The 25,900-nt window shown below is 71.1% G+C and carries 21 protein-coding genes and 1 riboswitch; of the genes, 11 read left to right on the top strand and 10 right to left on the bottom strand.

Annotation, left to right across the window (positions count from 1 at the left end):
- Positions 1-101: 101 nt before the first annotated feature.
- Complete coding sequence (locus K2224_RS06815) at positions 102-1,454, bottom strand: YibE/F family protein (RefSeq protein WP_221905726.1); 1,353 nt, start codon at positions 1,452-1,454, stop codon at positions 102-104.
- A gap of 78 nt (positions 1,455-1,532) precedes the next feature.
- A riboswitch (TPP riboswitch) is annotated at positions 1,533-1,689 on the top strand.
- Here K2224_RS06815 and thiC point away from each other — a divergent pair.
- Positions 1,684-3,474, top strand: a complete 1,791-nt coding sequence (gene thiC, locus K2224_RS06820) for a phosphomethylpyrimidine synthase ThiC (RefSeq protein WP_260692357.1) — start codon at positions 1,684-1,686, stop codon at positions 3,472-3,474. Its footprint overlaps the riboswitch before it by 6 nt.
- Before the next feature lie 141 nt (positions 3,475-3,615).
- On the opposite strand, the gene K2224_RS06825 is transcribed toward thiC, so the two are convergent.
- The 4 genes from K2224_RS06825 to K2224_RS06840 form a co-directional block, all read right to left on the bottom strand.
- Complete coding sequence (locus K2224_RS06825; protein ID WP_221905727.1) at positions 3,616-3,795, bottom strand: hypothetical protein; 180 nt, start codon at positions 3,793-3,795, stop codon at positions 3,616-3,618.
- 401 nt (positions 3,796-4,196) lie between these two features.
- A complete protein-coding gene (locus K2224_RS06830; protein ID WP_221905728.1) occupies positions 4,197-5,063 on the bottom strand; it encodes a hypothetical protein in 867 nt (288 codons plus the stop codon).
- Between the two features lie 209 nt (positions 5,064-5,272).
- Complete coding sequence (locus K2224_RS06835) at positions 5,273-6,322, bottom strand: metallophosphoesterase (protein WP_398197498.1); 1,050 nt, start codon at positions 6,320-6,322, stop codon at positions 5,273-5,275.
- A gap of 281 nt (positions 6,323-6,603) precedes the next feature.
- Positions 6,604-7,704 (bottom strand): LacI family DNA-binding transcriptional regulator, encoded by a 1,101-nt coding sequence (locus tag K2224_RS06840; RefSeq protein ID WP_221905729.1) that lies wholly within the window; start codon positions 7,702-7,704, stop codon positions 6,604-6,606.
- 395 nt (positions 7,705-8,099) lie between these two features.
- Between K2224_RS06840 and hisC the strand changes: the two genes are divergently transcribed.
- On the top strand, positions 8,100-9,179 hold the full coding sequence (gene hisC, locus K2224_RS06845; protein ID WP_221905730.1) for a histidinol-phosphate transaminase: 1,080 nt from the start codon (positions 8,100-8,102) through the stop codon (positions 9,177-9,179).
- Positions 9,180-9,274: 95 nt separating this feature from the next.
- Here the strand turns inward: hisC and K2224_RS06850 are convergent, their stop codons facing one another.
- The gene (locus K2224_RS06850; RefSeq protein WP_221905731.1) at positions 9,275-9,643 is read right to left on the bottom strand and encodes a cyclophilin-like fold protein; all 369 of its coding nucleotides are present in this window, start codon (positions 9,641-9,643) and stop codon (positions 9,275-9,277) included.
- A 258-nt stretch (positions 9,644-9,901) separates the two neighbouring features.
- On the opposite strand from K2224_RS06850, the gene K2224_RS06855 reads away from it, so the two are divergent.
- From K2224_RS06855 to K2224_RS06870, 4 genes are all read left to right on the top strand, one after another.
- Positions 9,902-11,410: a cytochrome ubiquinol oxidase subunit I gene (locus K2224_RS06855; RefSeq protein WP_221905732.1), complete on the top strand. Its 1,509-nt coding sequence runs from the start codon at positions 9,902-9,904 to the stop codon at positions 11,408-11,410.
- 9 nt (positions 11,411-11,419) lie between these two features.
- Complete coding sequence (cydB, locus tag K2224_RS06860) at positions 11,420-12,421, top strand: cytochrome d ubiquinol oxidase subunit II (RefSeq protein WP_221905733.1); 1,002 nt, start codon at positions 11,420-11,422, stop codon at positions 12,419-12,421.
- Positions 12,422-12,470: 49 nt separating this feature from the next.
- Entirely contained in the window at positions 12,471-16,085 is a 3,615-nt protein-coding gene (cydD, locus tag K2224_RS06865) for a thiol reductant ABC exporter subunit CydD (RefSeq protein ID WP_221905734.1), read from the top strand.
- Between the two features lie 139 nt (positions 16,086-16,224).
- Complete coding sequence (locus tag K2224_RS06870; RefSeq protein ID WP_221909473.1) at positions 16,225-17,895, top strand: GAF domain-containing protein; 1,671 nt, start codon at positions 16,225-16,227, stop codon at positions 17,893-17,895.
- A 21-nt stretch (positions 17,896-17,916) separates the two neighbouring features.
- Here K2224_RS06870 and K2224_RS06875 read toward each other — a convergent pair whose 3' ends face one another.
- Positions 17,917-18,582, bottom strand: a complete 666-nt coding sequence (locus tag K2224_RS06875; RefSeq protein WP_221905735.1) for a class I SAM-dependent methyltransferase — start codon at positions 18,580-18,582, stop codon at positions 17,917-17,919.
- A gap of 105 nt (positions 18,583-18,687) precedes the next feature.
- The gene (locus K2224_RS06880) at positions 18,688-19,644 is read right to left on the bottom strand and encodes an HAD hydrolase family protein (RefSeq protein WP_221905736.1); all 957 of its coding nucleotides are present in this window, start codon (positions 19,642-19,644) and stop codon (positions 18,688-18,690) included.
- Positions 19,645-19,756: 112 nt separating this feature from the next.
- On the opposite strand from K2224_RS06880, the gene K2224_RS06885 reads away from it, so the two are divergent.
- From K2224_RS06885 to K2224_RS06895, 3 genes are all read left to right on the top strand, one after another.
- Positions 19,757-20,653 carry an LLM class flavin-dependent oxidoreductase gene (locus K2224_RS06885; RefSeq protein ID WP_221905737.1) on the top strand — a complete coding sequence of 299 codons (897 nt, stop codon included), beginning with the start codon at positions 19,757-19,759 and terminating at the stop codon, positions 20,651-20,653.
- Between the two features lie 190 nt (positions 20,654-20,843).
- On the top strand, positions 20,844-21,743 hold the full coding sequence (gene htpX / locus K2224_RS06890) for a zinc metalloprotease HtpX (protein WP_221905738.1): 900 nt from the start codon (positions 20,844-20,846) through the stop codon (positions 21,741-21,743).
- 101 nt (positions 21,744-21,844) lie between these two features.
- Complete coding sequence (locus K2224_RS06895) at positions 21,845-22,408, top strand: PspA-associated protein PspAB (protein ID WP_221905739.1); 564 nt, start codon at positions 21,845-21,847, stop codon at positions 22,406-22,408.
- Between the two features lie 34 nt (positions 22,409-22,442).
- On the opposite strand, the gene K2224_RS06900 is transcribed toward K2224_RS06895, so the two are convergent.
- Positions 22,443-22,985 carry an RNA 2'-phosphotransferase gene (locus tag K2224_RS06900; protein ID WP_221905740.1) on the bottom strand — a complete coding sequence of 181 codons (543 nt, stop codon included), beginning with the start codon at positions 22,983-22,985 and terminating at the stop codon, positions 22,443-22,445.
- A gap of 66 nt (positions 22,986-23,051) precedes the next feature.
- Positions 23,052-23,666 carry a PadR family transcriptional regulator gene (locus K2224_RS06905; RefSeq protein WP_221905741.1) on the bottom strand — a complete coding sequence of 205 codons (615 nt, stop codon included), beginning with the start codon at positions 23,664-23,666 and terminating at the stop codon, positions 23,052-23,054.
- 190 nt (positions 23,667-23,856) lie between these two features.
- On the opposite strand from K2224_RS06905, the gene K2224_RS06910 reads away from it, so the two are divergent.
- Both K2224_RS06910 and K2224_RS06915 read left to right on the top strand, forming a co-directional pair.
- Complete coding sequence (locus K2224_RS06910) at positions 23,857-24,447, top strand: hypothetical protein (RefSeq protein ID WP_221905742.1); 591 nt, start codon at positions 23,857-23,859, stop codon at positions 24,445-24,447.
- Entirely contained in the window at positions 24,444-25,793 is a 1,350-nt protein-coding gene (locus K2224_RS06915) for a carotenoid oxygenase family protein (protein ID WP_221905743.1), read from the top strand. Before K2224_RS06910 ends, K2224_RS06915 begins: the two co-directional genes overlap by 4 nt.
- Positions 25,794-25,900 lie beyond the last annotated feature (107 nt).

The raw sequence follows: 25,900 nt of genomic DNA on the forward strand, positions 1-25,900 counted from the left end.
CCGCTGTCCGCAGACCACTTCGTCAACCCGGCGCTTCCACGCCCCGGCCCGGGTCCACCGTTTCCTCCGTGCCGCCCGCCGCCCGCCGCCCGCCGACGCGCTCAGCGCTTACGGCGCCGCCCGTGCGCCGCGCGCCGACCTCCTCGTCCGCCGGTGCCGGCCGCCCGCCCCGCCTCGCCCGGCACCGGGCGGTCCGCCGCGACCACCAGGGCCGCCAGCAGCGTGGTCACCGGCACCGAGGCGACCAGCCCGATGCTGCCCACGAGCGTGCGGACGATCTCCTCCGCCACCACCTCGCTGCCGGCCACCGTGGCGACACTGCTCTGTGCGATCGAGAACAGCAGAAGCAGCGGCAGCGCGGCGCCCGCGTAGGCCATGACGAGAGTGTTCACCACGGACGCGATGTGGTCCCGCCCGATCCGCATCGCCGCGCCGTACAGCTTCCGCCAACCCGCCGTCGGATCGGCCTCCTTGAGCTCCCAGACCGCGGCCGTCTGGGTCACCGTCACATCGTCGAGTACTCCCAGTGAGCCGATGATGATCCCCGCCAGCAGCAGACCGCGGATCTCGATGTCCGGGTACAGCCCGTGCACCAGGCCGGTGGTGTCGTCCGTGTTGCCGGTCAGCAGTGCCCAGTCGGTGAACACCGAGCCCAGCAGCCCGATGAGCAGCAGCGAGGCGAGGGTGCCGAGCACCGCCACGGACGTACGGGCGGTCAGCCCGTGGCACATGTAGAGGGCGATCAGCATGATCGCGCTGCCGCCGACCACCGCCACCAGCAGCGGATCGGAGCCCTGGAGGATCGCCGGGAGGATGAAGAGCGTCAGCACCCCGAAGCTGGCCACCAGCGCCACCAGCGCCAGCACCCCGCGCAGTCGTCCGACGATCACCACCGCAAACGCGAAAATCGCGGCCAGCACCCACATCGGCACGGTGCGGTCGACGTCCGTGACCGCGTACTGCAGGTCCCTGGGCGCCTTGGGGGAGTAGGAGACGACCACGCTCTGCCCGGTCGTGTACTGCCGCAGGGAGTCCGGTGTCACCACCGTCCGGAAGGTGCGGCCGGCGTTCTTCCCCGTGGTGACCTCGACCGTCGCCTGCTGGCAGGGCTTGCCCCGGGCCGCTCCCCCGGTCGGCGGCGCACCTCCGGGCGTGGTGGGCTGCGGCTGCTGCTCGGCATGCACCGCCGCGCAGTCCACCTCCTCGACCTTGACGATCCGGGCCTGCTCCGTGGGCTGGTCGAAGCCCACACCGGACGGCTTGTGCGGTGGTGCGCCACCGGGCCACAGCACGATCAGGCCGACCGCCACCGCGGTCGCGAACGGGATCAGGACGGCGGCGATGACCTTGCGCAGATGCCGGGAGACGGGCGCGGCCGGCCCATGGCTGTGCGCGTGCGCATGCGCATGGGAGTGCGCGGGCGCATCGGGAGGCGGGGAGTCGGGAGGGCTCACCGCCCGATCATCGCAAGAAGCGCGACAAGCGTGGGCCCCCTGTTCACACCGCGGCCCCGGCCGCTACCGTGGTGCCACCTTTGCAATCGCGGGAGCTCGGAGCACCGGGCTGAGAGGGCGCTGACCTCCGTCCCGGCGGTGTTTCACGTGAAACACCGCACGACGGAAGCCGCTGCGTCGACCGCCGAACCTGTTACCGGGTAATGCCGGCGTAGGGAGTTGAGTCTTTATGACTCTGCAGGATGCACGCACGCCTGAAAACGGCTCGACCGACGGCGAAAAGCCGCAGATCGGCTGGCACAAGGGCTATGTCTCCGGATCGCGCCCGGACCTTCGGGTCCCGGTCCGGCGGGTGCACCTCACCAACGGCAAGGACGTGACGCTCTACGACACGTCAGGGCCGTACACCGACCCTCAGATCGAAACCGACGTCCGCCGCGGTCTGGCGCCGCTGCGGGAGAACTGGATCATCGCTCGGGGCGACACCGAGGAGTACGCGGGCCGCCCGATGCGTCCCGAGGACGACGGGATCAAGCACACCTCACCGCGCGGTGGCCTGCGGAACCTCGACGCGGTCTTCCCCGGCCGTCCGCGCCAGCCGCGCCGTGGCCGGGGCGGGGCCGCGGTCAGCCAGCTCGCCTACGCCCAGCGTGGCGAGATCACCGCGGAGATGGAGTACGTCGCCGTCCGCGAGAACGTCTCCCCCGAGTTCGTGCGGGACGAGATCGCGGCCGGCCGTGCGGTGCTGCCGGCCAACATCAACCACCCGGAGATCGAGCCGATGATCATCGGCAAGAACTTCCTGGTGAAGGTGAACGCCAACATCGGCAATTCCGCGGTCACCTCCTCGATCGAGGAGGAGGTGGAGAAGATGACCTGGGCGACCCGCTGGGGCGCCGACACGGTCATGGACCTCTCCACCGGCCGCAACATCCACACCACCCGCGAGTGGGTGCTGCGCAACTCCCCCGTCCCGATCGGCACCGTCCCCCTCTACCAGGCGCTGGAGAAGGTCGACGGCAAGGCCGAGGAGCTGACCTGGGAGATCTACAAGGACACCGTCATCGAGCAGGCCGAACAGGGCGTCGACTACATGACGGTGCACGCCGGCGTGCTGCTCCGCTACGTCCCGCTCACCGCCAACCGCAAGACCGGCATCGTCTCCCGCGGCGGCTCGATCATGGCGGCCTGGTGTCTGGCGCACCACCAGGAGTCCTTCCTCTACACGAACTTCGAGGAACTCTGCGACATCCTCGCCGGCTACGACGTCACCTTCTCGCTCGGTGACGGGCTGCGCCCCGGCTCCATCGCGGACGCCAACGACGAGGCGCAGTTCGCCGAGTTGCGCACCCTCGGCGAGCTGAACACCATTGCCAAGCGGCACGGCGTGCAGACCATGATCGAGGGCCCGGGCCATGTCCCGATGCACAAGATCAAGGAGAACATCGACCTCCAGCAGGAGATCTGCGAGGAGGCCCCGTTCTACACGCTCGGCCCGCTCACCACCGACATCGCCCCCGCCTACGACCACATCACCTCCGGCATCGGCGCCGCGATGATCGCCTGGTGGGGCACCGCGATGCTCTGCTACGTCACGCCCAAGGAGCACCTGGGCCTCCCGGACCGCGACGACGTCAAGACCGGCGTCATCACGTACAAGATCGCGGCCCATGCGGCGGACCTCGCCAAGGGGCACCCGGGTGCCCAGGAGTGGGACGACGCGCTCTCCGACGCCCGCTTCGAGTTCCGCTGGGAGGACCAGTTCAACCTGGCCCTCGACCCGGACACCGCCCGTGCCTTCCACGACGCGACGCTGCCCGCGGAGCCGGCCAAGACGGCGCACTTCTGCTCGATGTGCGGGCCGAAGTTCTGCTCGATGAAGATCAGCCGAAGCATCACGGAGCAGTTCGGCGGTGCGGAGGGCGCGACGCCCGAAGAGGTCCGGGCCGGGATGCTGGAGAAGTCCAAGGAGTTCGCGGCCGCGGGGAACAGGGTCTACCTGCCGCTTGCCGACTCCTGACGTCGGGCGAGGCCGGACAAGCGCCGCCCGGGGGCTTTGCTCCCCAGGGCGGCGCTTGTCGTGCGCGTGAGCGACCACCAGGACGTGGTGCAACTACGCGCCACACAGGCTGATGTGAGAAGAATCCAGGACGGCGCCGTCTCAGACCAGCCCGAGGCGGAAGACGTCGCCGACGAGGGGAAGAGGAGGGAGGGGCGGGGGGATCTGGGCGGCATGACCGTCGGAGGAGTCCGCTCGGGCGGGGGCGGTGGGCGCGATGAATCCAAGGGTGAGCAGCGCACTGGCGGCTGCGATGGTCGCGATATGGCGCAGACGTGTCACGTGGGTACCTCTCCTTGGCGGAACTTGTCGCCAATTGGCTTCGCTGGGCCGCTGGGGCACTGGCGGCCATGAATGGAGAGCGTTCCCGACTTGTCGGATCATCTAATCGGTCGACAGGTGTGGTCACCCTTATGCCTCAGGCCGTCAGCGGCCTTCTCCTCCCCGGCCCCGAGGCGACCGCCACGGATCAGCGCACCTGCTCCCACAGATCGCGGAGGTGGTGAACCGGCTCACGCCGTCATGGATGTTGAGGTGGTCCGAGCCTGACGCAGGGGCAAGGCCAAGCCGCGACGGCGCCGGCACCGCCGGAGCCCGGGAACGCGCGGTGGGCGCGCCTCCGGGCTCCGGGGGCCGGGCTGCCGGGCGGTGAGTCCGCCCCTGCTTAGGCCGGCCGGTCTCCCCTACTCCGGCCGGTCCTCCGAGCCGCCGTAGTCCGGGCTGGAGTAGCGCGGACGGTAGTGGGAGGTGCCGGCGTCGGGGCTGGAGAACCGTGGGCGGGTGTAGCCGAGCGTGGGGGTGCGGCGCTCGGGCGCCGACACGGGACGGGGGACGTACCGCACCGGATCGTCCGCGGGGTCGGCCGACGGATCGGCCAGGGCCTCCCGTAGGAAGGGCAGCAGCCCGCGGTCCAGGAGCGCCTGCCGCCAGGCTTCGCGGGCGGTGTCCAGCGCGGCGGCCCGCTCCTCGGCCGCGGTGTCCCGGGAGACGCCGTTGCGCAGCGCGGTGACGACCACGCAGCCCATCCCGACCAGCGCACCCGCGGCGGCCAGTGCGGCGAAGACCCAACCGACGCTGATCAGCGGCCGGGAGACGGCCGGATCCGGGTCGACGGCGCGCAGCACATAGCCGATGACGAGGAAGAGGATGGCCGCGATCCCGGCGAGCACCGGGATCAGGACGGTGGCCATCGCGGCAAGCCCGAAGCCGGCCGCTCCGGCGTCCGGGTCGACGTCCGCGGTGGCCGGTCCGAACCGCTCGTCAGAGGTCTGGTCCGCTGACGGACCGCCCCCGCCGGTGCCCGTCCCGGTGGGCGCCGGGGCGCGCAGCGCGGAGCGCAGCTGTATGTAGCGCTGGTATTCGGCCGCCGCGCAGGCGGCGATCGCGCTGGTCGCACTGAGCGCCATGGAGCGCAACTGCTCGGTGTTGAGCCGGTTTTCGGTGCCGGCGGTGCGGTCGTCCGGGTCGTGGGCGGCGGTACGCAGCGCCTCATCGAGGATGCGCGCGAAGTCCGCGCGGTCCTCGTTCAGCAGGTGCGGAGCGCTGTTCATGTGGATCCCCCGATGCTCCGTAGGGCCGTACGGGCCGGCCAGAGCCGGGCGCCGGGCGGAAACGGAGGAGAGCCTGCTACGGATAGACCGATGGTAGAGCGCCTCCGGCGCGGGGTGACAGAGAGTTTGCGGAATTTGCGAGATGCCGCGACCGGATTCCGTCCTGTCAGATCACCCGACCGGGCGGATCCCGTACGTCCGCCGAAGTGTCACCCCACCAGGGGGAGTTGGCAGACCAGCAGCTTTCCGGCCATCGTGATACCGCCGTCCATCGCGATCGCCAGACCGTCCGCGTAGACGTGCGGGCCGTCCACCGCGATCCCCTCGCCCTCGCCGTCCTCCGCGCCGACCTCGCCCAGCAGGTACGGGATCGGGCTGTGGCCGTGCACGACGCGGTGGCCGCCGTAGGCGTCGAGCAGCTCGCGGACCGCCTGGCCGCCGGCGGACTCGTCGCGGAAGGCGAACCGCTTGGTGAACTTCCGGAAGAGATCCCAGACTTCGTCGGCGTCGCTGCGGGTCAGCACCTCGTGGACGGTGTCGTTGACCGCCTCGATCGAGTCGCCGTACTCGAGGTAGGCGGTGGTGTCGGAGTGCACGAGCAGATGCCCGTCCTCCTCCATCACGGCGTCCAGGCGCGCCATCCACTGGAGGTGGTGGTCCTCCAGCCGGTCCATGTCGGTCTTCTGGCCGCCGTTGAGGAGCCAGGCCGCCTGGAAGGAGGCGGTGCCCGCGCCGGACTGTACGGGGGTGTCGCCGAACCGCTTGGCACCCAGGAGCAGCAGCTCGTGGTTGCCCATCAGGGCCTTGCAGTAGCCGCCGGCCGCCGCGGCCTCGGCGGAGAGCTGCATGACCAGGTCGATGACGCCGATGCCGTCCGGCCCGCGGTCGGTGAAGTCGCCGAGGAACCAGAGCCGGGCGTTGCCCGCCGCCCAGGTGCCGTCGGCGTCGATCAGCCCCTCGGCCTCCAGCGCGGCGCGCAGTTCGTCGTAGTAGCCGTGTACGTCGCCGACGACGTACAACGGGCCCAGACCGTCGGGGGCGGGGCCCGGATCCTGGGCCGGCACCACGGACGGGTGGTCGATGAGGGTGTCCGTACGGCCGATGACCGGCAGGTCACGGGCGGTCGGCGTGTACTCCTCCGGCAGCTGCACCGGGGGTGCGGCCGGGGGCGCGACCGGCGCGTCGAGCGGCTGCCCGGCGGCCGGCGGGCCGGCGGGCGTTCCGGGCGGCGGAACGGACGCCGGAGGTTGTGTCGCCATGGTCCACACCATGGGTCCCTGACTGGCCCCCTGAGTCATCGACCCCTCCACCGTTGCGCCGCCGTGCACCTCTCGGACCTTTGCCTGGTCGACGGCGGTCCGCGGTGTCGTGCGCCCATCATAGGAACGCCGCTCTCGGGTTGTGACGCACCCGGGGGTGATCAATCCTGCGAAGCTCGGCGTTCACGATGGATTCCTCCCGGGATCGCCCTGTTTTTTCCGCGGTGGAGCGGGCATCCGGAGCGTTCCGGTACGCCCGGCCCACCGCATCGGCGGCCCGGTCAGTCGCCGGCCGGGCCACGCGGCGGGCTGACCGTCGTCCGCGGGGAGCGGCGCTGGGAGGAGGTGCGCACGATCAGGTCGGTCGGTATCACCTGCTCGACGGGGCAGCTGCCGTCGAGTCCCTCGATCGCGTCGATCAGGATCTGCACGACGGCGGTGCCGATCCGCCGGGGCTTCAGCGAGAGCGTGGTGATCGGCGGATCGGTGGTGGCGTAGACGGTGGACTCGCTGCAGCAGACCAGCAGCAGGTCGTCCGGCACTCGTAGGCCGTAGCGCCGGGCCGCGGCGAGCAGGTCGGTGCCGTTGGGGTCGAAGAGGCCGTAGACCGCGTCGGGCCGGTCCGGGCGGGCCAGCAGCCGGTCCGCGGCCACCGCGCCGGCGCGCGGGTCGTAGGCGGGGTAGGACTCGTAGACCGGCGTCTGGCCCACCCGCTCGCACCAGTTGAGGTATGCGGTGGTCGACAGCCGGGTGTAGGTGTCGGTGGTGGTGCCGGTGAGCAGTCCGATGCGGCGGGCGCCTGCCTCGGCGAGGTGGTCGAGCAGGCCGAGGACCGCCGCCTCGTGGTCGTTGTCGACCCAGCCGGTGACGGGCAGGGAGCCGCCGGGGCGGCCGTCGGAGACGACGGGGATGCCGTGCCGGACGAGCTCGGTGACGACGGGGTCGCCGTCGGCCGGATCGATGACGACGGTGCCGTCGAGGGCGACGTTGGACCAGACGTCGTGGCGGGAGGTCGCGGGCAGGATGACCAGCGCGTATCCGCGGGCGAGCGCGGCGGAGGTGGCGGCTCTGGCCATCTCGGCGAAGTACGCGAACTCGGTGAAGGTGAAAGGTTCATCCCCGTAGGTGGTCACGGTCAGGCCGATGAGGCCGGACTTGCCGGTACGGAGTGTGCGGGCGGCGGCGGACGGGCGGTAGCCCAGCCGATCGGCCACCTCGCGGACGTGGCTACGGGTGGCATCCGGAAGCCGGCCCTTGCCGTTGAGCGCGTCGGAGACGGTCGTGATCGATACACCGGCTGCGGCGGCCACGTCCCGGATACCCGCGCGTCCCAGTCGGCGACCGGTCGACCGGCCCACCTGGTGCTTCCCTGCTGCTGTCATGGCGAGCCGATAGTAGGGCTCGGTACGGCCATTCGCGGGGGAGCGACGACGGGCGCAAGAAGGCACGTTTCTGCATGGTAATAGGCCCTCAATTGCCTTGAAATGTAAGGGACTTGATGTCTTTATTGATCGTTCTTCGGGAGGGAGCAGTGGCGCGCCCGGCGATCCGTCCAGGTCTCGAAGAGGTCTCAAGTCACCTTGATGAGGGATGCGCGCCACGGAGCGAGCCACCGGCGCATGGTGCGTCGGGCAGCGCGCCCCCGGGCTGCGCGCCCGGCGCCCGCGACGGCGGATGCCGCGCGAAGGCCGTCCTCTCAGGGCCTGCCACTGGGCGGGGCAATCCTCATAAGGTGTGCAGTATTGGAGTCGAGAGGGATGGTTGAGGAGGACCTGCGGTGAGCGAGAAGACCCCGAGGCTGCGTGCTGCGCTGGACGGCATCCCCACCTACAAGCCGGGGCGGCCGGCGGCGGCCGACGGCCCGGTCGCCTACAAGCTGTCCTCCAACGAGAACCCCTACCCGCCGCTGCCGGGCGTCCTGGAAAGCGCGGTGGCGGCTGCCGGATCGTTCAACCGCTATCCCGACATGGCGTGTACGGGTCTGATGGCGGAGCTGGCCGACCGGTTCTCGGTGCCGGTCACGCACCTGGCGACCGGCACCGGGTCGGTCGGAGTGGCCCAGCAGCTGGTCCAGTCGACGGCCGGGCCCGGCGACGAAGTGATCTACGCCTGGCGGTCGTTCGAGGCGTACCCGATCGTCACCCAGGTCTCCGGGGCGACGCCCGTGCAGGTGCCGCTCACCTCCGGTGAGGTGCACGATCTTGAGGCGATGCTGGCGGCGATCACCGACCGGACCCGGCTGATCTTCGTCTGCAACCCCAACAACCCCACCGGCACCGTGGTGCGCCGTGCGGAGCTGGAGTCCTTCCTGGACCGGGTGCCGGACGACGTGCTGGTGGTGCTGGACGAGGCGTACCGCGAGTTCATCCGTGACGCGGACGTGCCGGACGGGATCGAGCTCTACCGCGACCGCCCCAACGTGTGCGTGCTGCGCACCTTCTCCAAGGCGTACGGCCTGGCGGGCCTGCGGGTCGGCTTCGCGGTGGCGCATCCGGAGGTGGCCGCCGCGCTGCGCAAGACGGCGGTGCCGTTCGGCGTGAGCCAGCTCGCGCAGGAGGCCGCGGTGGCGTCGCTGCGCAGCGAGTCGGCGCTGCTGGAGCGGGTCGACGCGCTGGTCGCCGAGCGGACGCGGGTGTACGACGCGCTGGTGGCGCAGGGCTGGACCGTTCCGGCGTCGGAGGCGAACTTCGTCTGGCTGCGGCTGGGGGACCGGACCACCGACTTCGCCGCGGCGTGCGAGCGGGCCGGGGTGGTCGTGCGGCCGTTCGCGGGCGAGGGGGTGCGGGTGACGATCGGGGAGAAGCCGGCGATGGACCTGTTCCTGCAGGCAGCGGAGGAGTTCCGCAAGGCGCTGTAGCCGGTTTCCGGTCCGCCGGGGCGTGGTGCCCCGTGCGGTGGTGTGCACTGAGGCCGCGGGTCCGGACGGATCCGCGGCCTCCGCCGTTCGCGGCCTCAGGCCGGCCGCACGTGGACGGCGTCGCCGGCGCGGACGGTGGCCAGGGCCCGCGGGTCGCCGTCGATGCGGCCCAGGACGTTGCAGGGCGAGGCGAGTCGGGCCTCGTCGCCGTGGGATATCGGGGTCGGGCCGTAGGGGAGGGCGAGCGCGTTGCCCTCGGTCCAGAAGGCGACCGTGCCCGGTTCGACGACCTGGCGGGCGTCGGGCTCCAGGGCCGGGGTGAGCCCGGTGTCGAAGTAGACCTCCTCGCCCCAGGTATGGGCGGTGGCCTGGAGCGGCAGGGCGGCGAGGAGCGCGGTGGCGGTCGGGGTGTCGTCCAGTGTGGCGGTGACGTTCCCGGCGGGCCAGGAGATGCGGATCTTCATGGCGCCGAATTCAACAATATGTTGAAGCCGCTGGGAAGGGTGCGCGCATAACCACGGCATAAAGGGTGCATGGGTCACGGATTCCAGCGTGACGGCAGTCACGTACCCCCCTTCCCTTGGGGTGTGAGGCATGGGAGATAATGCTTGTGAATGTGAACGCGTTCACAAGCTCGCGTCCTGGTATGTGCCGCTTTATGTGCCACAAAAGGGACATGCGGCTCCGTGGACGGCGACGCAAGGACGTAAGGAGGCCGCGACGTGGAGCTGGCGTTGGCGCCGGAGACTATGGCGCGATGGCAATTCGGCATCACGACCGTCTACCACTTCCTGTTCGTTCCCTTGACGATCTCTCTCGCCGCTTTGGTGGCCGGACTCGAGACCGCATGGGTGCGAACGGGTAAGCAGAGGTATCTCAAGGCCACCAAGTTCTGGGGCAAACTGTTCCTGATCAATATCGCGATGGGTGTCGTCACCGGCATCGTCCAGGAATTCCAGTTCGGTATGAACTGGTCGGACTACTCGCGGTTCGTCGGGGACGTCTTCGGTGCGCCGCTCGCCTTCGAGGCCCTGATCGCGTTCTTCTTCGAGTCGACCTTCATCGGACTGTGGATCTTCGGCTGGGACAAGCTGCCGAAGAAGCTCCACTGCTTCTGCATGTGGATGGTCTCGATCGGCACCGTGCTCTCCGCGTACTTCATCCTCGCGGCCAACTCCTGGATGCAGCACCCGGTCGGCTACAAGATCAACCACGCCACAGGGCGGGCCGAACTGACCGACTTCTGGAAGGTGCTGACCCAGGACACCACCCTGGTCGTCGTTTTCCACACCCTGACCGCGGCCTTCCTGACCGGTGCCGCGTTCATGGTCGGCGTCTCCGCGTACCACCTGATGCGCAAGAAGCACATCAAGGTCATGCGGACGTCGCTGCGGCTCGGACTGGTCACGCTGGTGGTCGCGGGGCTGCTCACCGCGGTCAGCGGTGACTCGCTCGGCAAGGTGATGTTCAAGCAGCAGCCGATGAAGATGGCCTCGGCCGAGGCGCTGTGGGACAAGGCCGCGCCGGCGCCGTTCTCGGTCTTCTCGTACGGCGATGTCGCCAAGGGGCACAACAAGGTCGCCATCGAGATACCGGGTCTGCTCTCCTTCCTCGCGCACAACGACTTCTCCTCGCCGGTCCCCGGCATCAACGACGTCAACAAGTCCGAGCAGCAGAAGTTCGGGCCCGGTGACTACCGGCCGAACATCCCGGTCACCTACTGGGGCTTCCGCTGGATGATCGGCTTCGGGATGACGTCCTTCGCCATCGGTCTGGCCGGACTGTGGCTCACCCGCAAGAAGTTCTGGCTGGCGCCCCGGCTGCGGACCGGTGACGACGAGGCGCCGCATCTCGCGCTCACCAAGAACAGGACGCTGGGCGACCGCCTGACCAAGTGGTACTGGCGGCTGGCCTTCGTCACCCTCGGCTTCCCGCTGATCGCCAACTCGTGGGGCTGGATCTTCACCGAGATGGGCCGCCAGCCCTGGGTCGTCTACGGCGTGCTGCGCACCCGGGACGCGGTCTCGCCGGGGGTCTCCCAGGGCGAGGTGATCACGTCGCTGGTCGTCTTCACCACGCTCTACGCGATCCTCGCCGTGGTCGAGGTGAGGCTGCTGGCCAAGTACATCAAGGCCGGACCCCAGGAACTCTCCGACTCCGACCTCAATCCGCCCACCAAGATCGGTGGCGACTCCACCGACGCCGACCGGCCGATGGCCTTCTCGTACTAGGAGGCGACCATGCAACTCCATGACGTCTGGTTCGTCATCATCGCCTTCCTGTGGACCGGGTACTTCTTCCTGGAAGGCTTCGACTTCGGGATCGGCGTGCTCACCAAGCTGCTCGCCCGGGACCGGAGCGAGAAGCGGGTGCTGATCAACACCATCGGGCCGGTCTGGGACGGCAACGAGGTCTGGCTGCTCAGCGCGGGCGGCGCGACCTTCGCCGCTTTCCCGGAGTGGTACGCCACCCTCTTCTCCGGCTTCTATCTGCCGCTGCTGCTGATCCTGGTCTGCCTGATCGTCCGCGGTGTCGCGTTCGAGTACCGCGTGAAGCGGCCCGAGGACCGCTGGCAGCGCAACTGGGAGCACGCGATCTTCTGGACCTCGCTGCTGCCCGCAGTGCTGTGGGGCGTGGCCTTCGGCAACATCGTCCGCGGCGTGCAGATCGACGCGCACAAGGAGTACGTCGGCGGCCTGCTCGACCTGTTCAACCCGTACGCGATCCTCGGCGGTCTGGTCACGCTGACGCTGTTCACCTTCCACGGCGCGGTGTTCGCGTCGCTGAAGACCGTGGGCGACATCCGGGAGCGGGCGCGCCGGACGGCGGGCTTCCTCGGGCTGACCACCGCCGTGCTCGCGGTCGGGTTCCTGGGCTGGACCCAGGCCGACAAGGGGGACGGCGGCAGCCTGGTCGCCATGATCGTCGCGGTGCTGGCGCTGGTCGCCGCGCTCGGGGCCAACAAGCTCGGGCGGGAGGGCTGGGCCTTCGCCTTCTCCGGGATCACCATCGTGGCGGCGGTCGCCATGCTGTTCCTGACGCTCTTCCCGAACGTGATGCCGTCCACGCTGAACGAGAGCTGGAGCCTCACGGTCAGCAACGCCTCGTCCAGCCCCTACACCCTGAAGATCATGACCTGGTGCGCCGGGATCGCCGCGCCGATCGTGATGCTCTACCAAGGGTGGACCTACTGGGTGTTCCGCAAGCGGATCGGCACCCAGCACCTCGCCGAAAGCCACTAGCCGAGACCCGTCCCGCCAGGGCGGGGCTCGGGAGAACGGAAGGTTTCACGTGAAACCGATCGACCCGCGCCTGCTCCGATACGCCCGTGCCACCCGCGGATTCCTCGTCGCGGTGGTGGTGCTCGGGCTTGCCGGAGCGGGCCTGGTCGTCGGCCAGGCCATGCTGATCGCGGAGATCGTGGTCGGCGCCTTCCAACACGGCTGCACCCTCGGGGCGTTGGTCATTCCGGTGGTGCTGCTCGCCGCGGTCTCGGTCGGCCGGGGGCTGGTCTCCTGGCTCACCGAACTCGCCGCCCACCGTGCCGGTGCGGCGGTCAAGTCCGAACTGCGGATGCGGCTGATCGAACGGGCGGCGGCGCTGGGGCCCGGGGCGGAGATCCGCCGCGCGGCGGGTGCCGGGGACGCCGGGACCCCGGAGCTGCGGACCGGGGAGCTGACGGCCCTGGCCACCCGCGGCATCGACGCGCTGGACGACTACTTCGCCCGCTATCTGCCGCAGTTGGGGCTGGCGGTCGTGGTGCCGGTCGCGGTGCTGGCGCGGATCGTCACCGGGGACTGGATCTCCGCGCTGACCATCGTCGTCACCCTGCCGCTGATCCCGCTGTTCATGGTCCTGATCGGCTGGGCCACCCAGTCGCGGATGGACCGCCAGTGGCGGCTGCTCGCCCGGCTGTCCGGGCACTTCCTCGACGTCGTCGAGGGGCTTCCGACGCTGAAGGTCTTCGGCCGGGCCAAGGCCCAGGCCGCGTCCATCCGCGCGATCACCAGCGAGTACCGCCGGGCCACCCTGCGCACCCTGCGGATCGCGTTCCTCTCCTCCTTCGCGCTCGAACTGCTCGCCACCATCTCCGTGGCGCTGGTCGCGGTCGGCATCGGCATGCGCCTGGTGAAGGGCGAACTCGACCTCTACACCGGCCTGATGGTGCTGGTGCTGGCCCCCGAGGCGTATCTGCCGCTGCGGCAGGTGGGGGCGCAGTACCACGCCGCGGCCGAGGGGCTCTCGGCCGCGGAGGAGATCTTCGCCGTTCTGGAGACCCGGCCGCGGACGCCCGGCACCGCACCCGCGCCGGACGGCACCGGGCTGACCGTCGAGGGCCTGGTCGTCCGCCACCCCGGGCGCACCGCCGACTCGCTGCCGGCCACCTCGTTCGAGGTCCGGCCCGGCGAGACGGTCGCGCTGGTCGGCCCGTCCGGCGCCGGCAAGTCCACGCTGCTGAGCGCGGTGCTCGGCTTCACCGAACCCTCCGAGGGGCGGGTCCTCGTCGACGGGCGGGACCTCGCCGACCTCTCCCCCGAGAGTTGGTGGAGCCGGATCGCCTGGGTGCCGCAGCATCCGCACCTCTTCGCCGGGTCCATCGCCGAGAACGTCCGGCTGGTGCGACCGGACGCCGATGACGCGGCGGTCCGTGCCGCGTTGCGCGAAGCCGGGGCGCTGGAGTTCGTCGACGCGCTGCCGGAGGGCGCGGCCACCCGGCTCGGGGAGTCCGGCGCCGGGCTCTCCGCGGGCCAGCGGCAACGCATCGCGCTGGCCCGCGCGTTCCTCGCCGACCGGCCGATCGTGCTGTTGGACGAGCCCACCGCGAATCTGGACGGGGAGACCGAGCAGGCCCTGGTCGGGGCCGTGGGCCGGCTCACGGCCGGGCGTACGGTCCTGCTGGTCGTCCACCGGCCGGCGCTGCTGGCGGTGGCCGACCGGACGGTGCGGCTGGCGGGGCCGGAGGTCGGTGCCGCGGCCGGTGAACCGGTGGACGAGGCGGCCGCGGTGCCGACGCGTGCGGTCGCCGGGCGGGTCTCTCCCGCCGAGCCGGGCCGGTCGGCGGACGCCGGGCCGGTGCCGGGGGGCGAGGACGTTCCCGCTCCCGGGTCGCGCTCCGCGCTGGGGCGGCTGCGCGGGCTGGCCCGTGCCCGGCGGGCGCGCCTGGGGCTCGCGCTGCTGCTCGGCAGCCTCGCGCTGGGCAGCGCGGTGGGACTGATGGCGACCTCCGGCTGGCTGATCTCGCGGGCCTCGCAGGAACCGCCGGTGCTGTACCTGATGGTGGCGGTGACCGCGACCCGGGCGTTCGGCATCGGGCGGGCGGTGTTCCGCTACGCCGAGCGGCTGGTGGCGCACGACGCGGTCTTCCGGATGCTCGCCGATGTCCGGGTGGCCGTCTTCCGGCGGTTGGAGCGGCTGGCCCCGGCCGGGCTCAAGGAGCGCCGCCGCGGCGACCTGCTGTCGCGGCTGGTGGCGGACGTCGACGCGGTGCAGGACTACTTCCTGCGCTGGCTGCTGCCCGTGGGGGCGGCCCTGTTGGTCGGCGCGGGCACCGTCGCGTTCACCGGCTGGCTGCTGCCGGAGGCCGGGGCGATCCTCGCGGTGGGGCTGCTGCTCGCCGGGGCCGGGGTGCCGGCGCTGTCGGCCGCGGCGGCGCGGCGCGCGGAGCGCCGGCTGGCGCCGGCTCGCGGGGCGCTCGCCACCCGTGTCGTCGATCTCCTCACCGGCACCGCCGAGTTGACGGTCGCCGGGGCGCTCGGTGCGCGGACCGCCGCGGTGCGCCGCGCGGACCGGGAGCTGACCCGGATCGCCTCCCGCTCGGCCGCCGCGGCCGGTGCCGGGGCCGGTCTCTCGGCGCTGCTGTGCGGGCTGACCGTGGCGGCGGCCTCGGTGGTGGGCATCCAGGCGGTGCACGCCGGCCGGCTGGCGGGCGTGGAGCTGGCCGTCGTCGTCCTCATCCCGCTCGCCGCGTTCGAGGCGGTGGCCGGACTTCCGCTGGCCGCGCAGTACCGGCGGCGCACCCGGCACGCCGCGGAGCGGGTCTTCGAGGTGCTGGACGCCCCGGCGCCGGTCCGCGAACCGGACGCCCCAGCGGACGCACCTGATGTGCCGTTCCCGCTGGTCGTAGACGAGTTGACCGCGCGTCACCCGGGGCAGGACCGGCCGGCGCTGGACGGCGTCGGCTTCAGCCTGGCACCGGGCCGCCGGCTCGCCGTCGTCGGACCGTCCGGGTCCGGCAAGACCACGCTGGCGCAGGTGCTGCTGCGGTTCCTGGATCGGGAGTCGGGGGCGTACACGCTGGCCGGCACGGACGCCCAGGACCTGGCCGGCGACGCGGTGCGGCGGCTGGTCGGGCTCTGCGCGCAGGACGCGCACCTCTTCGACAGCTCGCTGCGGGAGAACCTCCGGCTGGCCCGGCGGGACCGCAGCGGCCCGGGGTGCGCCGACGACCGCGACCTCTGGGACGCGCTCGGCCGGGCGCGGCTGGCGGACTGGGTGCGCGGGCTGCCGGACGGCCTGGACACCATGGTCGGCGAGCACGGCGCCCGGCTCTCCGGCGGTCAGCGGCAGCGGCTGGCCCTGGCCCGTGCGCTGCTCGCGGACTTCCCCGTGCTGGTGCTGGACGAGCCCGCCGAGCACCTCGACCTGGCCACCGCGGACGCGCTGACCGCCGATCTGCTGGCCGCCACCGAAGGCCGGACGACGGTGCTGATCACCCACCGGCTCGCCGGTCTGGACGCGGTCGACGAGGTGCTGGTCCTGGACCGCGGCCGGGTGGTGCAGCGCGGTGGTTACGCGGAGCTGGCCGGCGCCGACGGTCCGTTCCGGCGGATGCTGGAGCGCGAACGGGAGGTGGACGCCGCCCACCTGCGGACAGCCCCGCCCGTCGGGGCCGGGAGCGCGGCGTAGGGAGCCCGCCGGGACTCGGCGCCGGATAACTGAACTTTTCCCGGAAATGGTCCCTTATTAGGCTCGGGGCATGGCAGTCACGGCAGGACCGTCCCCCGACCCCGCGGGCACCGGCAGCGCCGGCGGACGTCCGGACCCCATGGACGCCGCCACCGAGGCCACCCGCAGCCTCCAGGGACTGTCGTCCGAGCTGACCGCCCGGGTGCCGCAACTGCTGGAGGCGATGCGCACCGTCGGCGCGGGGCTGGATCTGCACATCACGCTGGACCGGATCGTGGAGACCGCCGCCGAACTCGCCGACGCGCGCTACGCCGCGATCGGGATCATCGACGACACCCGGGAAGGGCTGTCGGACTTCGTGACCTACGGCGTGACCGGGGCGCAGCACGAGCGCATCGGCGCGCTGCCCGACGGACACAAGGGGCTGCTCGGCGCCCTGATCCACGATCCGAAGCCGGTGCGGCTGGCCGACCTCACCAAGGACCCCCGTTCGGCCGGGTTCCCGCCGGGGCACCCGCCGATGCGGTCGTTCCTGGGCGTGCCGATCCGCGTCCAGGGAGAGATCTTCGGCAACCTCTATCTGACCGAGAAGCGCGGCGGGGAGTTCAGCCAGGAGGACCTGCACATGGTGCGGGTGCTGGCCACCGAGGCCGGGATCGCGATCGGCAACGCCCGGCTGTACGCGGCTACCCGGCAGCGCGAGCGCTGGATCGACGGGTCGGTGGCGGTGACCACCGAGCTCCTCGCCGGCAGCGACGTCGACGACGCGCTCGCGGTGGTCGCGGAGCAGGCCAGGAAGCTCGCCGATTCGGCGGCCGGCATCGTGCTGCTGCCGGACGAGGAGGGCGGGTTGGAGATCGTCGCGGTGTCGGCCGACGACCCGACCGGGATCCTGGGGACCCAGATCCCGCCGGACAGCCCGGTGGCCGAGCAACTCCTCGCCGGTGACCCGGTGTTCGTCCGCGACTCGGCGAGCGATCCGCGGATGGTCACCCATCTCGCGTCGCGCTACGGGCCGAGCATGATGCTGCCGCTCAAGAGCGGTGGCCGGGTGCTCGGCACCCTCGCCACGCCGCGGGCGCGCGGCGGCCGTCCGTTCAGCGCCGCCGAGCGGACCCTGGCCACCCAGTTCGCCGCGCAGGCAGCGCTGGCGCTGGTGCTGGCCGACGCGCAGCGCGACCGGGAGCAGCTGGCGGTCTACGAGGACCGCGACCGGATCGCCCGTGATCTGCACGACCTGGTGATCCAGCGGCTGTTCGCGACCGGGATGGTGCTGGAGAGCGCACAGCGCAAGACCGTGGTGCCGGAGGTGGCCCGGCGGGTCGGCAAGGCCATCGACGAACTCGACGTCACCATCCAGGAGATCCGGACCGCGATCTTCGCGCTCCAGCAGAGCCCGGCCGAGGCGCCGTCGGGGCTGCGGACCCGGGTGCTGCGGGAGATCGGCACCGCTGCCGTGCCGCTGGGCTTCCAGCCGTCGGCGCAGTTCGTCGGCAAGGTCGACTCCCGGGTCGGGGAACTGGCGGGCAAGAACCTGATCGCCGCGCTGCGCGAGGCGCTGTCGAACGCCTTCCGGCATGCCGAGGCGTCCCGGATCGAGATCGTGGTGGACGCGACGGTCACCTTGCCGGACGGCACTCCGGGTGTCCGGCTCACCGTTGCCGACGACGGGGTGGGCATCGCCGGGGGTGGCCGCCGCAGCGGGCTGAAGAACCTCGCCAAGCGCGCGGAGTCGCTGGGCGGTTCCAGCACCTACGGCCCGGGGCTGGGCGGCGGGGGGACGATGGTGACGTGGGAGGCGCCGCTGTGAGGGGCCGGGCGGCGAGCGTCTCTACGCCGCCCCGCTTTCGGGCTTCCGCGCCAGAACCGTCGCAATCGACCTGTGTGCGTCTTCGGCGGGTTCCTGCGCCAGGCGTGCGGTGACGACGAGACCGGCCCGGCCCAGCAGGGCGGCGATCCGCTCCGCGGGGATCAGGTGGGACTCGTAGGACACCGGGTGGCCGCCGTAGGCCCGTGCCGGGCGCAGTCGTACGTTGTCGCCCACGTGGCCGGCCACCATCAGCCGGCCGCCGGGTGCGAGGGTGCGATGGAACTCGGCGAAGACGCGGGGCAGCACCTCCGGCGGCGTGTGGTGGGTGGAGTAGTAGGCCAGGATGCCGCCGAGGACGTTGGCCCGGAAGCCCAGCGCGGTCATGGAGCCCACGAGGAAGTGCAGGCGCGGGTAGGCGCGTTGGGCCAGCCTGATCATCTTCGGGGAGAGGTCGAGGCCGAAGGCGGGCACTCCCAGGTCGGCCAGATGAGCGGTGACCTTGCCGGGCCCGCATCCCAGATCCGCGACCGGCCCGTGGTCGGCTGCCTGCACATCGTCGGCGAAGGTCGCCAGCATCGCCCGGGACATGGGGTCCAACTCCGCGGGTTTCTTGACCCGTTCCGCGTAGGAGGCCGCGACGGTGTCGTACGACTCCCGGACCGCGGCAAGGTAGGACGGCTCGCTCACCCCCGCGACCCTAGACGAGTGCGCGGTGGCATGTTTCACGTGAAACAGCTTCTCCCTTGCGGGAGTTGACGTGTTTCACGTGAAACATACGAGCCGGTTACGGCCTCAACGCTCTTGGAGAATCCGCTCGATCACGACCGCGACACCGTCGTCGTTGTTGGAATCCGTGCGGTGCGTGGTGGCCGCTAGTACGTCGGGGTGGGCGTTGGCCATGGCGTACCCGGTCCCGGCCCAGGTGAGCATTTCGATGTCGTTCGGCATGTCGCCGAAGGCGACGACCTCGTCCGGGGAGATTCCGCGCTCCGCACAACAGCGGGCGAGGGTGCCGGCCTTGCTGACGCCCGGGCCGCTGATCTCCAGGAGGGCGGTGGGGCTGGACCGGGTGAAGGACGCGAGGTGGCCGGCGGTGGCCCTGGCCAGCGTGAGGAAGGCGTCGGGGTCGAGCTCGGGGTGGTGCGCGAGCAGCTTGAGCACGGGCTGGTCGGGGGCCGGGGCGTCGCTGCCGGTGACGGTGGCGCCCGCGGCGTCCGGGGCGGTCGGGGCGAAGCCGGCCGCGTACGGGCCGTCGGTGCCGCCGTTCGCCGGCTCGGGGGCCACCTGGGGGGCGAAGTCGTCGGCGAGGAGTTTCTCGGCCGGCGCGATCACCGCGGCGGGGTCGAGGAGGAAGGGCGGGTACTGGGGCTCGTAGTGGATGCCGCCGGTGCGCTCGACGGCGAAGCTGGTGCCGGGGGCCGCGCCGCGCAGGGCATGGACGACGTCGATCGCCACCGTGTGGTCGAGGGGGCTGACCTCGACGATGCGGTTGCCCCGGTGAAGATCGACGACGGCCGCGCCGTTCGCGCAGATCGCCAGACCGTGGCCGTGCACATGGTCACTGACCACGTCCATCCAGCGGGCCGGGCGGCCGGTGACGAAGAACACCTCGATGCCCGCGTCCTCCGCGGCGGCCAGCGCGGCGATCGTCCGGTCGGAGACCGTCTTGTCGTCGTGCAGCAGCGTGCCGTCGAGGTCGGTGGCGATCAGCCGGGTGGGCCGGCGCGGCGTGGTGGGGGCATCAGTCACGGGGCCATCTTCGCGTATCGGCACGTACAGGCGTGCGGTGGGTGGCACACATGAGCTCGGCGGGGAGGCCGGCCCCGCGGGCTTTCTCCGGGGTGCCCGTACGCTCGGGGATATGCGACTGAGCACTGTGATCCTGCCCGTCCGCCGCTGGTCCGAAGGCGGTAAGGAGGTGTGGCAACGCGCCGAGGAGCTGGGTTTCCACGCCGCGTACACCTATGACCACCTCTCGTGGCGGAGCTTCCGCGACCAGGCATGGTTCGGCGCTCTCCCGACGCTGACCGCGGCCGCCGCCGCGACCTCCCGGATGCGCCTGGGCACCCTCGTCACCTCGCCGAACTTCCGGCATCCGGTCACCCTCGCCAAGGAGTTGATCTCGCTCGACGACATCAGTGACGGCCGCGTCACGCTGGGTATCGGCGCCGGCGGCAACGGTTTCGACGCCACCGCGCTGGGCCAGGAGCCCTGGTCGCCGCGCGAACGGGCGGACCGTTTCGCCGAGTTCACCGCGCTGCTGGACCGGTTGCTGACCGAGGACGTCGTCTCCAGCGAAGGCACCCACTACTCCGCGGACGAGGTGCGCAATATCCCCGGCTGTGTGCAGCGGCCGCGACTGCCGTTCGCCGTGGCCGCCACCGGCCCGCGCGGGCTGAAGCTGGCCGCCCGTTATGGCCAGGCATGGGTGACGACCGGCGACCCCAAGGTGTCGAACGCGGGTGGGACGCCGACCGAGTCGTGGGAGGCCGTCCGCCGGCAGATCGAGGGACTGGCGAAGGCATGTGCCGACCAGGGCCGGAACTTCGACGAGCTGCAGAAGACCATGCTGACCGGATTCACCCCTGACCAGCCGCTGGACTCGCTGGACGCCTTTGTGGACTTCGCCGGTCGGCACGCCGAGCTGGGCATCGAGGAGCTGGTCATTCACTGGCCGATCGCGGACTCGGTCTTCGCAGCTGACCCGGCGGTCTTCGAGCGGATCGCCACCGAGGGGCTGGCGCAGCTCGACGCATAGCGATACAACCGCCACGTCAGGCCGTACGCCCGGTTTGCCCTGGTATCTCGGCCGAGGCTTTACCCGGTATATAGCCGGCAAGGGGGAGAATTGGGACAGCGGCGCAGGGTGCAGGCCCGGCGCGCGGGTGGAGACCGGCGCGCGACCGGGCCGTCGCACTGCGCGAGAAGCGGTGCGTTGTGGAGGAGCCATGGCACAGACCCGATTCGCCCCCGACCGCGGGCTGACCTCGCGCATGGTCATGACGATGTTCTTCATCGGGCTTTTGTACGTCGTGGTCGTCGGTGCGCTGGTGGTGCTGCTCAAGGGTGCCTGGGTGGTGGTGCTGCTGATCTCGGGCGCGATGTTCGTCGCACAGTTCTGGTTCAGCGACCGGATCGCGGCCTTCAGCATGGGCGCGCACGAGGTCACACCGGAGCAGGCGCCCGAGCTGCACGGCGCAGTCGACCGGCTCTGTGCCCTGGCCGACATGCCCAAGCCGAGGGTCGCGATCGCCGAGTCGGATGTGCCGAACGCCTTCGCCACCGGCCGCAACCAGCAGAACTCCATGGTCTGCGCCACGACCGGGCTGCTCAGGCGGCTGGAGCCGGAGGAGCTGGAGGGTGTGCTGGCCCATGAGCTCTCGCATGTCGCCCATCGCGATGTCGCGGTGATGACCATCGCGTCGTTCCTCGGGGTTCTGGCCGGCATCATCACCCGCGCCGCCCTGTGGAGCGGCGTCGGACGCAACAACCGCGACCAGAACGCCGCCATCGCCGTCCTGATCGTCACCGCAGTCAGCGTCGTCGTCTACGCGATCAGCTTCCTGCTCACCAGGCTGCTCTCCCGCTACCGCGAGCTGTCCGCGGACCGGGCCGCCGCCCTGCTGACCGGGCGCCCCTCGGCGCTGGCCTCCGCGCTGACGAAGGTAACCGGCCAGATCGCGCGGATCCCGACCGAGGACCTTCGCAAGGCCCAGCCCTTCAACGCGTTCTACTTCGCGCCGGCGTTCAACAAGGAGAGCTTCAACCAACTGCTCTCCTCGCACCCCACGCTGGAGCAGCGGCTCGATCAGCTGGGGCGGATAGCGGCACAGCTGGGGCGGCCCTGAGCGGCCGTCTCCGGCGGCACGGCAGTGACGGCGCATGGCGATGTTTCCCGTGAAACATTCCACGGTGTCATCGGAGCAAGAGATCAAGGAGCAAGCCGCGTATGGGACTTCTGGACGCCATCCTCGGCCGTAGCAAGCCGGTGCGGCCCGATCTGGACCAGCTCTTCGCGCTGCCGTCCGCCGCGGTCACCCTGCAGGCCGCGGCCGGCTTCACTCCCACCGGGCTGGGGTCGGTGTGCTTCGCGAGCGTCGAGGGCGGCGCGTTCGCGCGGATCCAGGAGGAGGCGCGTGCGCTCCTGGACGGCTCGGTGGAGTTCACGCAGGACGCGTACGGCTATACGTGGCTGCTGGTGCGGCACACCCCGGAGGACGTTGCCGGCCTGGTCAACGACCTGCACGCGGTCAACACCTCCCTGGAGGAGGCGGGTTTCGGCCCGCAGCTGCTGTGCTCGCTGCTCGGGTTCCGCGATGAGCGACAGCGGCCGCTGGCGCTCGTCTACCTCTACAAGCGTGGCACGTTCTACCCCTTCGCGCCGCGGCCCGGCGATGCCGAGAAGCGTGACAACCCGCTCGAACTCCAGGTGCGGGCGATGCTCGGGGACGATCTGACGATCGAGAAGGATCTTTCCCGGTGGTTCCCGGTCTGGGGAGCACCCGGACTCTGAACTGCGGCTTTCTCTGCCGGCGGGACGGGAAGGGTCAGCCGGGGAACCGGAGGAACTCCGGCGGTACCCGCGCGGTCAGCCAGACGCCGTTGGCGCTGAGGTGGAAGACATGGCCCGCCCGATGCATCGCCTCCGCGTCCACCGTCAGCACCACCGGTTTGCCGCGGCGGGCGCCGACCCGGGTCGCGGTCTCGCGGTCCGGTGAGAGATGCACGGCGTGCCGGGACATCGGCCGCAGCCCCTCCTCCCGTATGGCGGCAATGCTCCGGGCCACCGTGCCGTGAAAGAGGAAACCGGGAGGCACGGCCGGCGCCAGCCCGAGGTCGACGCGTACCGAGTGGCCCTGATTGGCGCGGATGCGGTCGTTCTCCAGGGTGTAGCGCTGCTTGTCGTTGTCGGCGACCACGGCCGCCAACTCCGCCCGGGAGAAGGGAAATCCGTGCCGCGCGGCGGCGTCGATCAGCTCGGTCACCGGCACCCACCCCTGAGCGTCCAGGACGATGCCGATCCGCTCCGGTTCGTGGCGCAGATGTTTTGCCAGGTACTTCGAAATGCGCACCGAGCGCTGGTGGTTCATGTCTTCAGGATGCCGCGGTGGGGTGGCCGCGGCAGCTGAGATCGGGGATGCCCGGCGAGGCGGGCGTCACTCGTCGTCGGGCTGTTCCGTGGCCGGCAGTTCGTCCTGCTCGGGCTCCTTCGCGCCGAGCTGTGCGCGCGCGAGTTCACTGGCTCGGCGGGCCTTGGCGCTGGTGACCTCTTCCGCGGCCCAGCGGGCCCAGTCCTCCATCGTCGCGGACATTCGCAGACCGTACTCCAGCGCGATCCGCCCGTAGACGGAGATCATCTCCTCGTCCCACTCCGCATGCTTGTCGATCTGCTCGAACTCGCCGTGTGCACGGGCGGCGCCCTCGGCGAGGGTGAGGAGATACGACTGTGCTTCCAGGGGCGTGAGGATGCCGAGGAAGAACACCCGCAGCAGGCCGTCGTGGCGCTGCTGGCCGGAGGGTGCGACCTCCGTGAGCCAGTGGCGCAGCTCGGCCACGCCGTCGTCGGTGATCGCGTATTCCTTGCGGCCGCGCGGGCCGTGTGCGGAGACCTCGACCAGGCCGGTGTGGGTGAGCTTGTTGAGCTCGCCGTAGACCTGGCTCTGAGTCGCCGGCCAGACGCTCGCGAGCGAGGCGTTGAACAGCTTCATCAGGTCGTAGCCGCTCGCCGGGGATTCGGAGAGCAGGCCCAGTACGGCATGTCTCAGGCTCATGACCCGCACATTACCTTCCACGACTGACATGTCAACGCTGGACTTTCCAACTTCGACATGTCACTGTTGGAATGTCGCTGAGGCGGGGACGCCTGAGACCGGGCGCGATGCCGCGGTCGCGGTCGTCGGCCCGGTGCGTCGTCGAGCAGCCGTCCGGTCGCGATCGGGCGTGAGCGAAAGAGGGGGAGTCATGAACTATCTGCGGGGCTTCGTGCCATGGCTGGTCTTCGCGGGGGTGTCCACGGCCGGCTGGCAGTGGGGGGCGCTCGCCGGGCTGGTGGCCTCGGTGGTGCTGTTGATAGCGGACCGCGCGGCAGGGCTGGCGCTGGACGTCCGACTGCTGGAGTACGGCACCATCGTCTACTTCATCGGCCTGTCCGTCCTCGCCTTCGCCCGCCCCGACAGCGGCCTGGAGGGGTACAGCAGCGCGCTGTCGATGGGGTGGCTGGCGCTCATCGCCTGGGTCTCGATCGCCGTGGGGCGGCCGTTCACCATGGCGATCGCCCGGCGGATGGCCCCGCCCGAGGTCTGGCACACCCGGCTGTTCCGGCGGATCAACGTCGTGATCACCGCGGCCTGGGCCCTGTCCTTCGCCCTGTCCGCGACGGCGCAGGCCGTCATCGCCGCCTACGACCTCAGCCTCGCCTACTCGATCCTCGTCCAGGTCGCCGGATTCGTTCTGCCCATCCGGTTCACCGCCACATATCCGGAACGAGTCCGCACCCGCTTCCTGGAGCAGGCCGGCGCAGGGCTCGACGTCCAGGGAGGTATGGCCGCATGACCACCACCCCGACCAGCGCGGCAGCCGCGTCCTCGGCTCCGCCGCCCCACCTGGCCGGCAACTTCGCCCCGGTCACCGACGAACTGACCGCCCACGACCTGCCGGTCACCGGCACCATCCCGCCGGAGCTCTCCGGCTGGTATCTCCGCAACGGCCCCAATCCCCACGCCGCCGCCAGCGCGCACTGGTTCTTCGGCGACGGCATGGTCCACGGCGTGCGCCTCGCGGGCGGCCGGGCCGTCTCCTACCGCAACCGCTGGGTCCGCACCTCGACCTTCACCGACGGCATCCGCATCGGCGATGGGGCGGGCCGCAGCGATCTGACCGCCGGCGTCGCCAACACCCATGTCGTCCGGCATGCCGGACGCACCCTGGCGCTGGTCGAGTCGTCCTTCCCCTATGAGATCGACTGCCGGCCCGGACGTGAGCTGGAGACCGTCGGCCCTCATGACTTCGGCGGCCGGCTCACCACCGCCATGACGGCCCACCCCAAGATCTGCCCCACCACCGGCGAGCTGCACTTCTTCGGCTACGGCCGCTCCGGGCCGCCCTATGTGACCTACCACCGGGCCGATGCGGAAGGGGAGTTGGTGGTCAGCCGCCCCATCGACGTCCCCGCCGCGACGATGATGCACGACTTCCATCTGACGGCCCGCCATATCGTCTTCATGGACCTCCCGATGGTCCTCGACGACGCCCGCCCCGGTATGCCCTACCGCTGGGATCCGGAGTACGGGGCCCGCCTCGGGGTGCTGCGGCGCGACGATCCCCATGGCGAGGTCCGCTGGCTGGCCATCGACCCCTGCTACGTCTTCCACTCGCTGAACGCCCATGACGACGGCGACCAGCGGATCGTCCTCCATGTGTCGCGCTACGCCGCACTGTCGGGGCAGGAGCCGCCCTGCCTGTGGCGCTGGACGATCGACCTCGCCTCCGGCACCGTGCGGGAGGAGCAGATCGACGACCAGATGGGCGAGTTCCCGCGAATAGACGACCGCCTCGCGGGACTGCCCGCCCGCTTCGGCCATGTCACGGCCGCCGAGGCGCCGGGCACCGGCCCGATACCCGGCGCCCTGCTCCGCTACGACCTGCGGACCGGCGCGGTGGCCCGCTATGACTTCGGTCCTGGGCGTACCCCGGGCGAGGCGGCGTTCGCCCCCGCCGACGACCGTCCGGGCGGCCCGGGTTGGCTGATCACCTATGTCCACGACGCGGCCACCGACACCAGTGATCTCGTGATCCTCGACGCGGAGGACATCACCGCCGGCCCGGTCGCCACGGTGTCCCTGCCGCGACGGGTGCCGTACGGATTCCACGGCAACTGGCTCCCGGATCCGGTGGTTTGACGCAACCCACAGGGGCGGCCGGGCGAGGTGGGGCGTCCGGCTCGATCCTTGACAACTGGAGAGGGAAGCAAGCGGGACGGGCCTGGGGAAGGCCGGGAAGGGCCAGG

It is taken from the genome of Streptomyces sp. BHT-5-2, from assembly GCF_019774615.1.
In the GTDB taxonomy this organism is placed as follows: Bacteria; Actinomycetota; Actinomycetes; order Streptomycetales; family Streptomycetaceae; genus Streptomyces.